This is a genomic window from Maribacter forsetii DSM 18668, assembly GCF_000744105.1.
GTDB lineage: Bacteria > Bacteroidota > Bacteroidia > Flavobacteriales > Flavobacteriaceae > Maribacter > Maribacter forsetii.
On the sequence record NZ_JQLH01000001.1, the window covers coordinates 3,533,370 to 3,548,535 of the forward strand.

At 36.6% G+C, this 15,166-nt stretch carries 2 protein-coding genes; both read left to right on the top strand.

The window, feature by feature from the left end; genetic code table 11:
• The first annotated feature begins 687 nt into the window (after positions 1-687).
• The gene (locus tag P177_RS20125; RefSeq protein WP_157486582.1) at positions 688-969 is read left to right on the top strand and encodes a hypothetical protein; all 282 of its coding nucleotides are present in this window, start codon (positions 688-690) and stop codon (positions 967-969) included.
• Positions 969-14,810 carry a Calx-beta domain-containing protein gene (locus tag P177_RS20130; protein ID WP_157486590.1) on the top strand — a complete coding sequence of 4,614 codons (13,842 nt, stop codon included), beginning with the start codon at positions 969-971 and terminating at the stop codon, positions 14,808-14,810. The genes P177_RS20125 and P177_RS20130 overlap by 1 nt, the downstream gene beginning before the upstream one ends.
• Positions 14,811-15,166 lie beyond the last annotated feature (356 nt).

Here is a 15,166-nt window from a genome sequence, read left to right on the forward strand (position 1 = left end):
AAATCGTTCTAATCTATAGTTTTGAAGCGTAAATAAATTGAACATTCCGCGAGAGCGCCTATATAAAGAAAACACCTTTTCATTGAAATGAAAAGGTGTTTTTGTTACGTCTTAAATCATAAAAAAAAATACACTTTTTAATCTTTATCCTCAAGCTTGTAATTACCTCTAATCGGTTGTATACATTGATTTTATCGACGAAATGCAAACACTCAATTCTCCTTACCTTTTACAACAATTTTAACAGTCTACAACAATTAATAATAAAGTGTCAAATACACTCTTAAATATAAAACATGATATTTCTTTATATATACAAAAATATAACTTACTGATTTTTAGATGTTTAAAAACTTATTATTTTTTAGTTATTTAAAACCCCAGATCTATCTGAAAGAAAAGGATTACAATTCTAACACCACACAATAACAGCACTTCACAACAACAATTAAATATTCAGAACGTATCAACGTTATTTTGGCAACGTATGTTCATCGACGAATATAACCGTGTGGACTATTAAATTGAGTTATTGAACAGACAGACCTTAATTTTGTGACAGAATTAGATCCCAAATCTGTTCCAAAACTTTTCTTAACCTGCTAGCCAATAATGTTTTGCACACAACTTGCAATCATTTTTGATAGGGTTAAGGATTAATATTAAGAATTAAACTTAACCATTATTATGAAGTCAAATTACACTTCTAACGACATCATCCCCCGTAACAGAAAATCAACAATTGTGCGCTCCATTTTTGGAATGCATGAAACAGCAGATGTTGCATCTAGTTTCAACAACTTGCACTGTTCCACAAACGGAGATGAATTTGTTCGTTTCAATGACCGCTCTAATAGATGTATTGAACATATACTTTACTTCAACAATAATTCTAAAAATAATCATTTGACAAATAATAATACTATTTGCTCAAACCATACCATTTCAAATAACCAAAAGAATCTATAATGAACAACTTAACTTTCATAAAATCGACATTGTTGTTATTTGTCATGTGGTTCTTTATTGGTTCTGCAGATGTAATGGCACAAACATTCTCAGTTTCTGATGCTAGTGCAAACGAAGGTGATGCTATGGAATTTACCGTAACTTCTGATAGCTTTTTATTTAGAAGTGTTACTTTCGATTTAGCCTATATTCCGGGATCGGCAATTGCGGCAGATTATTCTGGAGCTAATTCTGTTACTATTTTCTTTTTCGGAACTACCTCGACATTTTCCGTAAACGCATTAAACGATGACTGGGTAGAAGCCACACAACAACAATTTACATTAACCTTAAGCGACCCTTCTGGTACATATTCATTTTCTGACCCTGAAGGCACAGGTACTGTTATAGATACCGATGTTGCTTATGTAACTGGCAGCAATTATGATATTACAGAGGGTGGAGAAATACAATATAGTTTATCTCTATCTAATGGAACCAATTCTGGAGGTCAACAATATGTTGGTATAGAAGATGAATATAGTGTTGACTTTTCTGTAGAAACCAATCCAACCTCAATTAGCCCTGCAAGTGATGGCACAGATTTTAATTCTTTTATCACTACCGTTACTTTTCCTGCAGGTTCAGTAGCCGGTTCAGAAATAATTATACCAATACCCACTATTGACAATACTATTGTTGAACCTTCTGAAGAGTTTAACGGTGTTAAGTCTAGAAATGTAGCAGAAGCTACAAAATACGGTTCATCACCTTCTAGGGTGAGTATAAATACAGAACGTTCGGCATTACGTATTCACGATAATGACGTTGCTACCATTAACTTAAGCAATACTACAGTATTAGAAGCTGCTGGTAATGCAATCATCGAGTTTACACTTAGCCAAGAAGTTCAAAATGCATTTGATATCGACTACGCTACATCAGATAATTCTGCTACAGAACCATCTGATTACTCTAGTAACTCTGGTACGTTTAATTTCAGCGGTCAAGTAACCGATGTTCTTCAAGAAAACTTTAGCATAATAGATGACACTACTATAGAAGGTTCGGAATTCTTTAGTGTTGTTCCTTCTTACAACCCAACTACGGATCTAATCACTAATTATGCACCTCAAAATATTGTTTTTGTAGCTAATGAAGGAGAAATAACAATAACTGACGACGACTTAGATACCGATAATGATGGTGTAAATGATTTAGTCGATGAAGATGATGATAACGATGGTATTGCAGATAGTAACGAAGGTACGGTTGACACCGATGGAGATGGTATTATTGACAGCCTAGATTCTGATTCGGATAATGATGGTTGTCCAGATGCTGTAGAAGCTGGCCATACCGACCCAGACAATGATGGTTATTTAGGTACTTCTCCTGTTAGTGTAAATAATGCAACAGGTTTAGTAATTGGTCAAGGTGGCTATACAGGTACAGATAGTAAAGTTACCAGCGCATTCCAGACAGTTACCATTGCTACACAGCCTACCGATAAAGTGGCTAACTTGGGTGATACCGTTGCATATACTACTTCTGTAAATGGTACGGGACTTACCTACCAATGGGATGTTAGTACAGATAACGGTAGTACCTGGTCTACAATTTCAGATAGTGGCGTTTATTCTGGTGCTACAACTACTACGTTAACTTTAACCAATGTTACTAGTACAGAAAGTGGAAACCAATTTCGTTTTTCTGCTTTTGATAGTGAAAACCTATGTACACCATATACTTATACAAATGTTGTAGACCTTTTCATTAGACCAAATGTAGCTATTGCCGATGCAGCAGTTGCAGAAGGAAACGATTTAGATTTTGCAGTAACCCTTTCACATGCTGTTGACGAGACTGTTACTTTCGATTTATCTTATGCAGATGTTACTACTACTAGTACAGACTACACTGCATTATCAAATTTTTCTATTCCTAGCAACACGTTAAATACGAATATTCTTATACCAGCCCTAGACGATTCGCTAATTGAAGGTGATGAAACATTCATATTAGGTATGACCAATGGTTCTACCAATGTAGGTGATATTACAGATACTGCTCTAGGGACCATTACCAATATAAATACCCCTACTTCTGGCGAAGGTGTTTCTATTGCCGATTTTTCAATAAATGAAGACGTTGGAACCGTAGATTTCGTATTAACTTATACCGGACCTACCGTTCAGGACTCTTTTACAGTAGACTACATTATTACAGATAATAGTACCACTGTTGGATCAGATTATAATGTAAATCTAACTGGTCAGGTTACTTTCCCTGCCGGTACTTCTGATGGGAATACGCAAACACTTTTAGTAGCAATTACAGATGACACCGTAATAGAAGGTGATGAAAATCTTAGTATTCAAATATCAAATATCTCAAATAGTCTTTTGACTATTATAAATGCAGATGCTACAGGTACTATTGTAGATAACGATACTGACCCATCCACAGGTTTATATATTGCTGATGTAAATTTCAATGAGGAAACTGCGTCGGCAAATTTTGTAGTAACCTATAAAGGTGGAAATGTCAAAAACGGATTTACCGCAGATTACACCATTACCAATGGTTCTGCATTTGAAGGAGATGACTTTACGGCTATATTATCAGGACAGGTTTCTTTTCCAAACAACACTACAGACGGTGCAACACAAATTGTAAGTGTTACCATAATCAACGATGACATTATAGAAGGGGACGAAACTTTAAATATAGAATTATCTAATCTTTCAACGACCCTTATCAATTTGGTTGAACCAAATGCGATAGGTACAATTGTAGATAACGACATAAAAACACCAACTACAGGTTTAACGGTAGCTGATATCAACATAGATGAGGATGCTGGCACTGCCAATTTTGTGGTTACCTATAATGGTAGTGAACTTCAAAATTCATTTACTGTAGATTATGCAATAACAGATGGATCGGCCATAGCAGGTTCAGATTATAGTGGAAATCTTTCCTTAACCGCTCAATTGATATTTCCAACGGGGACAGAAGATGGAGACTTTCAAAATGTAAGTATCAATATTAACGACGACACCATAATTGAATCTGATGAAACCATCAATTTTCAATTAACTAATTTATCTACTACACTAATTAACCTAGTTGATGCCAATGCTATTGGTACCATTACGGACAATGATATAAAAACTTCCACAACAGGACTTAGTGCTTTAGATTTCTCAATTGATGAATCTGCAGGAAGTACAAGTTTCATTATTACTTACAACGGTAATGATGTTCAAGATGCTTTCACGGTAGATTATGATATTACAGATGGTACAGCAGTATCTGGCAAAGATTACGATACAACTTTACCAACATTGCCGTCAGGTCAACTAACTTTCCCTGCAGGTACTTCAACTGGTGATACGCAAACCGTATACGTCGATATTATAGAAGATTCTTTTATAGAAGCTACTGAAGATTTGAATATTCAGCTTTCAAACTTATCTACAGCTTTAATAAACATTGTTGACCCAACAGGGACTGGATCAATTACCGATAATGACAATACAGCCACAAGTGGTATAGATTTCCAAAATTTAACCGTAACCGTTGTAGAAGGCGATAATAACGGTACAGTAAATGCAACATTCGTTGTTGAATTCATTGGTGCTATAGATACAGGTGAGACTATTGAAGTAGACTACTTTGTAAACAATGGTTCTGCAAATAACGCTACGGATTTCAATCCTAATGCAACCATCCAAACTTTAACTTTTACCAATACTGTTAACTCTCAAAATATTGTTGTTCCAATCATTAGTGACCTGGTTATTGAGAATGAAGAAGACTTCTTCGTTAACTTGGTAGCTATCCGTTCTAGTGTTGGAATCAATTTTTTAAACAACCAAGCTAGAGGAGTCATTACCGACGATGATGGTGGTGCAGTTTCTGTAACTGGTTTTAGTATTATAGAGCAAACCAACGGTATAAATTTTGATGTTACTTACACGGGAGATAGATTAAATGGTGGTTTTGATCTTGATTATGAAATTACGGATATAAGCACTACCAATGGTGATGATTATACATTAAATACTGCACCACTAGCTACAGGTTCACTAACTTTTTCTGGTGTAAACAATGAAGTGCGTTCGGTTCAAATTAACGTAATAGGTGATGATTTCATTGAAAGTGATGAAGATTTAAGAATTACTATTTCTAATCCATCTTCACCTAAAATTAGTATTTCAAATGCAGATGCTACCGGTACTATTACCAATGATGATTCCGGTACAATTGCCGTTACAGGTTTTGACGAGGATGAATTGGATGTAACAACTAATTTTGATGTTACCTACACAGGTGACCCAATAAACGGTGGTTTTACGGCTACATATGAAATTACAGATAATACCACCACGGCAGGTAATGATTATTCGGCATCCTTAACCGGCACACTTAACTTTACAGGTGCGGCAACACAAACTATTCAAGTGCCCGTAACTATCATTCAAGATGCAATTATAGAAGGTGATGAGTCTTTAAGACTTACCATAACTTCAATTTCACCTAGTATAATTACGGCAACCAACCCTACAGGTATTGGTACCATTAGGGATATTGACCATTTACCTACCGCAGTAGATGATTCTTTTGTTGTTTTCCAAAATCAAGCAGCCGCTAACATTACGGTACTTGACAATGATGATTATGGATTTGACGGTCCAGCATCTACCAATGCGTTACAAATAGTGAACAGCCCAATAAACGGTACGGTAACACTTATGAATAACGGTACACCTGGTGATGCTACAGATGACTATTTTGAATACCAACCCAGTGCGTCATTTAACGGTAATGATTCTTTTAGGTATAAAATAGTAGATTCCAATGGATCTGAAGATGAAGCTGTAGTCAACATATTCGTAAACGACACCAACCTTAAAAAGGATTTTGAAATTCGTTACTCTGGAAGTATTAATGGAGATTTTACTATGATTGCCAACAATGTTCTTTCAAGAAATTCAACTGGTAATTACAATGGTGAAGACGGTAACCACGATTTTAATAATAACGTATTTGTAGATATCGATTCTGACCCCTCTACATTCAACTCAACTAACGCTAACTTAGCCAACCCAGAGCCTTCTTTAAGTTGTTTAAACATTAAGAAAGCATACTTATATTGGGCCGCGGCAGATAAAGAATATGATGGTACTACAGGTGGCAGTGCTACTGAACCGTCATGGAACTACAATCAGGTAAAACTGATGCTTCCTGGTCAATCTTCATATACAACTGTTTCTGCCGATGAGGTAATTTATAGAGGTCGTGATGATCATTTTCAAAATGACCCATATGTATGTATTAAAGATATAACAGACGATATAAATGCACTTTCTACTCCTTTTGGTTCTTACCAAGTTGGTAATGTAAAGGCCACTGAAATGGCTTTACGCTCGCATGGTATTGCTAACAACACTGGTACTTCTGGTGGATGGCAAATTGTATTTGTTTATGAAAATGTTTCTTTAGACCCTAAAAACATTACTCTTTATGATGGTTACGTTCATACCTTTGCATCTGATGGTGCTGGTGAAACTGAATTTAACTTTAGTGGGTTTGAAACCATACCTAACGGTAATATCAACGCCAATGTAATGTTAGGTGCGTTAGAGGGTGACCGTGATCTTTCAGGTGACCAATTATTGATTTTTGATACTAACAATGACTGGTCTAAACTATCGACTACGCTAAGAGATGAAGATAACTTCTTTAATAGCCGCATTACTATTGACGGATTAAATTATGTGGATAGAAATGCTGCAAGTACCAATACCTTAGGTTTTGACGCTACCGTATTCCCATTAGCCAACACTGCTAATAGATATATAGAAAACGATCAGACATTTGCCCGATTTAAAATTACTACAGATCAGGAATCTTACGGTTTGTATTTAATGGGATTAAGTGTAGATGTGTACAAACCTAGCTTAGGTGCCTTAAATTTAAGTGCAAATACTACCGGTCCTTTCAACGCTGGAGATATTGTACCATTGACCTTAAATGTTACCAATATTGGTAATGATGATATTCAAGACCTTGTAATAACCACTGTTTTACCGGCTGAGGCTAATTTTTCTAGCGTAGGAACCTTACCTACTGGTATTAGTCACTCTTATGATATAGCAACGAAAACTTTGACATTTACGGCTCAAAATGGTGTCACTAACATGGGTGACAATTATGATCTTGATTTTGATATTGAAATTATTGAGGCTTGCTATTTCTTAGAAACTGCATGTACCGCTAGTTTTGAACTACAGGCTAACGCTACTTATAGTGGAGTAACCAATGGAGACCCTATTACAACAAGTAGCTCTTCGTCTACGGATTCTTGCGGTATAGGTACGCACACACCCACTATTATAGATGTTCAACAGCCTCCACAAGTAAACTGGTCTACTGCTCCAAATGCATTGGACAGAACTATTGCCTGTGATAATATTGCTGCACTTAACAATGCCAATACCTTGGTACCTGCAACTGCTTCTTGTAATTTTACATTACATAAAACGGCAGGTAATTTCGTTCAATCTGGTGCATGCCCTACCGAAGGTACTTACACCAACACTTGGACCTTTACCGATGCTTGTGGTAGAGTTAGCGATACGTTCACTCAGATCATCACCATAGAAGATAATGAAGCCCCAACCTTTAACGAGTCTTTACCTCAAGATTCTTATGCTGCCCATGATAACATACCGGTAGCCCCAGTACTTTCTGCCAATGACAATTGTGATTCTAACTCTACAGTTACATTCAACGAAACATATGATGGTGATAACACAAGTACTTCATATACGATTATTAGAACTTGGACAACCAATGATTGCGCAGGAAACATTACAAGTCATACGCAATACATCTATGTAAGTGAAAATGGTGACCCTATTGGTCTTAGTATTAACAATGTTACCGTTAATGAAGATGCAGGCACGGCTGTTTTAGAGATAACTCATACAGGTACTGTTTCTGGTGGTTTTACTGTAAATTATGCTACTGCTGACGACTCTGCTATTGAACCAGGCGACTACGTTTCTACAACAAGCACCACTGTTTCTTTTGCCGGTACTAATAACGAAAAAAGATCAGTTGTCATTTCAATTAATGATGATACTATTATAGAAACTACTGAACAGTTATTCGTTCGCCTTACTAACGGAACCAATACTCCTACTATCAATGATGATGAAGGAATTATATCAATAACAGATAATGATAATATTCCAGGAAGTACTGGTGTTTCTTTCGCAAACAATAGCGTTATAGTAACAGAAGGTACAGACACTTTTGCAAGATTTGTTGTCACTTTCACTGGTAACATTGCTCCTGGAGAAAATGTAACTGTTGATTATGAGACTTATAACGATACTGCTATTGAACCTGAAGATTATACATATTCTACGGGAACAATCACATTCAATAGCTCTACTAATTCGGTGAATATAGATGTGCCTATTTTTGATGACAATATCATTGAGCCAGCTGAAGATTTCACTATTACATTGTCTAACATACAATCTAACATAAATGTTGGTTTCCTTAATACGCAACCAACAAATACTGCCACTGGTACTATCAACGATAATGATAATATACCTGGAACAACCGGTATATCATTTGAAAATGATAATATTACAGTAGATGAAGCTGCAGGTACTGCAACAATCAATGTATTGCTAACCGGAAACGTTCAAGGCGGATTTACTTTAGATTATACCACAAATAACGGTTCTGCCGTAGAACCTGGAGATTATACCACTAATACAGGTCAGTTGACTTTTGTTGGTACAGACGGAGAGCTACAAGCAATTACCGTAGCAATTAATGATGATTCACTTATAGAAGTAACTGAAAATTTATTTGTTGACCTTTCAAACCTTTCAACATCGTTAATAGCAATAAATGACAACCAGGGAGTTATCAATATTACAGATAATGATGGTGGAGCCGGTACGGGTATTTCATTCCAAAACGATGACATAACCGTTAATGAAGCTGATGGTACCGCAACTATCAATGTACTCTTAACAGGTAACGTTCAAGGAGGGTTCACTGTAGATTATTCCACAAACAATGATTCCGCCATAGCTCCTGGTGATTATACGGCAATTTCTAATCAATTAACTTTCGCCGGTACAGATGGAGAAACGCAACCTATAACGGTTAACATCATAGATGATAATATTATTGAGGCAACAGAAAGATTGTTCGTAGACCTTTCTAATTTATCTACCACGTTGATTACTATAAATGACAACCAAGGGAATATCAATATCACAGATAATGACAACATACCTGGAACTACTGGTATCTCATTTGAAAATGATGATATTACTGTAAATGAAGATGCAGGTACGGCAACCATAAATGTGCTGTTAACGGGTAATGTTCAAGGCGGATTTACAGTGGATTATACCACAAACAATGATTCTGCAGTAGAACCTGGTGATTATACGCCTGCTTCTGGTCAACTGACCTTTACCGGCAATAACGGAGAAACCCACCCTGTTACCATTACAATAATAGATGATAACGTTATTGAAGCTACAGAAAGATTGTTCGTAGACTTGTCTAACCTTTCTACAACATTGATCGCTATCAATGACAGCCAAGGAAATATCAATATTACCGATAATGACAACAATCCTGGCACTACAGGTATCTCGTTCCAAAATGATGATATTACGGTGGACGAGGCTGTTGGCACTGTTACGGTAAATGTATTATTGACAGGTAATGTTCAAGGCGGGTTCACTTTAGATTATACTACGGCAGATGATTCCGCAACAGAACCTAGTGATTATACAACCAGTTCAGGTCAATTGATTTTCGTTGGTACCGATGGGGAATTACAACCTATTACGGTTGCCATTATTGATGATAGTGCTATTGAGACAATAGAAAGATTGTTCGTAAATCTTTCTAACTTATCAACTAACTTGATAACTATCAATGACACTCAAGCTAACATTAATATTACCGATAACGATAATATACCGGGTACTACAGGTATTGCTTTTGAAAACGATGATATCACTGTTGATGAAGCTGCAGGTACCGCTACGATCAATGTTCAATTAACAGGAAACGTTCCTGGTGGATTCACAGTAGACTATACCACCAACAATGATACGGCTATACAACCGGGAGATTACACCCCTATTAACGGTCAATTGACTTTTACAGGTACAGACGGTGAAACTCAACCAATAACCGTTACCATAATTGATGATAATATTATAGAGACCACTGAAAGATTGTTTGTTGACCTGTCTAACTTGTCTACATCATTGATTGCGATTAACGATAACCAAGGTAATATCAATATCACTGATAATGATAACATTCCTGGAACTTCAGGTATCTCTTTTCAAAATGATGATATTACCGTAGATGAAGCTGCAGGCACCGCTACAATTAATGTCTTATTGACAGGTAATGTACAAGGAGGATTTACTTTGGATTATACAACAAATAATGATTCTGCAGGAGAACCTGATGACTATACCGCAACTAGTGGTCAGTTGACTTTTGCCGGTACAGATGGTGAAACTCATCCTGTGACCGTATCCATTATTGATGACAATATTATTGAGGCCACAGAAAGATTATTTGTTGATCTATCTAACTTGTCTACAACATTAATCGCTATTAATGACAACCAAGGGAATATCAATATCACTGATAATGATAATATTTCTGGTTCTGGTATTTCTTTTGACAATGACAATATCATTGTAGACGAAGCTGCTGGTACCGCAACAATCAACGTATTGTTGACTGGAAATGTTCAAGGTGGATTTACCTTAGATTACTCAACAAATAATGATTCTGCAGTTGAACCTGGTGATTATACAGCCAATAGTGGGCAGTTGACTTTTGCCGGTACAGACGGTGAAACACAACCCATTAAGGTTACCATTATTGATGATAATTTAATTGAGGCAACAGAAAGACTGTTTGTTGACCTTTCTAACTTGTCAACTACCTTAATCCCAATAAATGACGCTCAAGGCAATATCAGTATTACCGATAACGACAATATTCCGGGTACTACAGGTATTGATTTTGAAAACGATAACATTACAGTTGATGAAGCGGCCGGTACGGCAACTATAAATGTACAATTAACAGGTAATGTTCCTGGTGGATTCACCATTGACTATGCAACTGCAGATGGTTCCGCTATTGAACCTGGTGATTACACCAGCATCTCTGGCCAACTGACCTTTACTGGTACAGATGGAGAATTACAACCTATTGTTGTAACCATTATTGACGACAATTTCATTGAAGCCACAGAAACGCTTCTAGTTAATTTATCTAACCTATCAACTAATTTAATTGGTATAAACGATAATCAAGGTAATATCAATATCACGGATAATGATAACATACCCGGTGTAACAGGTATTTCATTTGAGAATGATGATATCACTGTAGATGAAGATGCAGGTACAGCAACGATCAATGTATTATTGACCGGTAATGTACAAGGCGGATTCACATTAGATTACACAACCAATAATGATACTGCTGTAGAACCTGGGGATTACACGACTGATGCAGGACAACTTACCTTCGCTGGTACAGATGGTGAAATTCACCCAGTAACGGTTACCATTATAGATGATAATATTATTGAGGCAACAGAAAGATTATTTGTTGATCTGTCTAACCTGTCTACAACCTTAATCGCTATTAATGATAACCAAGGTAATATCAATATCACTGATAATGACAACATACCTGGTGTTACCGGTATCTCATTTGAAAATGATAATATTACAGTTGATGAAGCTGCAGGTACTGCAACTATAAATGTGCTGTTAACAGGTAATGTTCAAGGTGGATTTACCTTAGATTACACCACTAATAATGATTCTGCGATTGAACCTGGTGATTACACCACTAACAGTGGTCAATTGACCTTTACAGGTACAGATGGTGAAGTTCACCCTATAACGGTTAGCATTATAGACGACACGCTAATTGAATTTACAGAAAGCCTATTTGTTGATCTTTCTAACCTATCAACCACATTGATAGCTATAAATGATGACCAAGGTGTTATCAATATCACTGATAATGATGCTGATCCTTCTTTATACGGGGTTCAATTCGATGTTACTTCGGTAGATGTGAACGAAGATGCTGGTACGGTCTCTCTTGATGTGGTACTTAACGCAGATGTTCAAGATGAGTTTACGGTTGAGTATTATACAGTAGACGGTACTACTATTGATGGTAGTGACTATACGGGTGTACCGCGTAATACAGAGACATTGACCTTTGGTGGTACAAACGCCAATACGCAGACCATAGTGATCCCGATCATTGATGATACATTGATCGAGTTTACGGAGAACTTCCAGGTTATCCTTGAAAACATCTCCTCTCCTATTGTTGGTATTCTTACCAATGATACGGCTACGGTAAATATTATCGATAACGATGCAGACCCGTCACTTTACGGTGTACAGTTCGATGTTACTTCGGTTGACGTGAACGAAGATGCGGGTACAGTTTCGCTTGATGTAGTGCTTAACGCCGATGTACAAGATGAGTTTACGGTTGAGTATTATACGGTAGACGTTACTACTATTGATGGTAATGATTATACTGGTGTACCTCAAGATACACAGACACTGACGTTTGGCGGTACAAATGCCAATACACAGACCATAGTGATCCCGATCATTGATGATACATTGATCGAATTTACCGAAAACTTCAATGTAATCCTTGAAGATATATCTTCGCCTATAGTGGGTATTCTTGCCAATGATACGGCTACGGTGAATATCATTGATAATGACGCTGACCCTTCTATATACGGAGTTCAATTTGATATAACATCAATAGATGTGAACGAAGATGCAGGTACGGTATCTCTTGACGTGGTGCTTAATGCCAATGTACAAGATGAGTTTACGGTTGAGTACTTTACGGTAGACGTTACTACTATTGATGGTAGTGATTATACAGGTGTACCTCAAGATACACAGACACTGACGTTTGGCGGTACAAATGCCAATACACAAACCATAGTGATCCCGATCATTGATGATACATTGATTGAATTTACCGAAAACTTCAATGTAATCCTTGAAGATATATCTTCGCCTATAGTGGGTATTCTTGCCAATGATACGGCTACGGTAAACATTATAGATAACGATGCAGACCCATCATTATATGGCGTTCAGTTTGATACTACTTCTGTTGAGGTAAATGAAGATGCCGGTACGGTTACTTTAAATGTAGTTCTAAATGCGGATGTACAAGATGAGTTTACGGTTGAATACTACACTGTTGATGGTTCTGCCAATGATAGTATGGATTATACAGGTGTACCTCGTAATACACAGACATTGACATTTGGTGGTACAAACCCAAATACGCAACCAATAGTTATCCCTATTATAGATGATATAATTATTGAAGACCCGGAGACTTTCAATGTAATTCTTGAGAATATATCAAGTCCGATCGTAGGTATTCTATCGGATAATATTGCTACGGTAACCATTATTGATAATGACGGTGATGAAGGTTGGCCTACTGATGAAACCATTGAGGCTTGTGATACTATTCCAGATGCATTCGTAATCACTTCTGATAGCACTTGTGCCATAACAGTTGATTATGATGAATTAGTGGAAGGGCAAGATGATGAGTGTGCAACGGAATATACGATTACCAGAACATGGACGATCACTGATTGTGTGGGTAATGTGCGTACTCATACGCAGGTAATTACTATTGAAGATACCGTTGCACCTACATTTAATGAAACGCTACCACAAGATATGACGGTAGAATGTAACATGGTGCCAGAAGCATCTATATTGACCGCTACAGATTCTTGTGACCCTAACATTGATGTGGTCTTTGAAGAAACAATCACAAATGATGAGAACTGTGCCGTAGGTTATACCGTTACAAGAACTTGGACAGCTACCGATTGTGCCGGTAATGAAACAGAACATACACAAGTTATTACCGTAGAACCTACCGGACCAATTATGAGTTTGCCTTATGAAGAAGAAATTACCATTATTTGTGGTGATGACATTCCTGAAGCTCCAGAAATGGTATTTACCGGTGGTTGTGATAACTTTGAGGTTGTTTACAATGAAGAGACACAGACCACAGAAGATTCTGATGATTATTTGATCATTAGAACTTGGAACGTAACCGATTCTTGTGGAAACACCGCTTCTTTTGAACAGATCATATTTGTGCTACAACCTCAACTACAAGAGATTACAATTAACATCTGTATTGAAGAAGAGCCTATAGATCTATTGAACTATCTGCCAGAAGGTTTTGACAGCAACGGTACATTCATGATCTTAGAAGGTGATGTAGTTTTAGAAGGAAACTATTTTGACCCAATGGATCACGAGCCAGGAGAATACAAAATTGCTTATAGTTCTACTGAAGGCACTTGTAAATACTATGTTGACTTTACCGTTATAGTTGACACGGAATGTGTACCATGTGGCAGAGGCGATATTGAAATTTCTAAAGCGGTTACCGCAAATGGAGATGGTGTAAACGATTTCTTTGAAATAACCGGGGTTGAGTACTGTGCCTTTAGTTTTGATGTTATAATATTTAACCGATGGGGTACTAAAATTGCCGAGGTTAAAGATTATCAAAATGATTGGGGTGGTGAATCTCCAAACGGTTCTTTCGGTAAATCTGGAATGTTACCTACCGGTACTTACTACTATATAATAACAGCCACAGATAAGAATACAGGTACAATCCTAGAACCTTTCAACGGGTATATTTACCTAGGTACTAATTAATATTGACATAACTAAATGATAATGCCTCATCATGAATATGATGAGGCATTTTTTATATTTCATATGAATACTAGCCCTTATTCATTTGATTTTAAATTATAACAATAAAGATATTTAAACCTTTCAAATAATGAAATGAGTGTAATTATTTTTTGGAAACGATAACTTGGAACAGGTTATAGTACAGAGTAACCAACTTCAAAATCGACAGAAATTAAAACTATTTATGTGTTCTTGCCCAATTGTGTTTTTGAAATAAAAACCAATAAATTGATGATCAACATCAACTAATTATTAAGCTTTAAAATATCAATATAGATTGTAGTTAACTATTACAATATCGAAGAAAAAGACGG

Excerpts from the sequence above, each read along its gene's own strand:
- P177_RS20125 (WP_157486582.1), top strand. The coding sequence starts at position 688 with ATGAAGTCAAATTACACTTCTAACGACATCATCCCCCGTAACAGAAAA.
- P177_RS20130 (WP_157486590.1), top strand. The coding sequence starts at position 969 with ATGAACAACTTAACTTTCATAAAATCGACATTGTTGTTATTTGTCATG.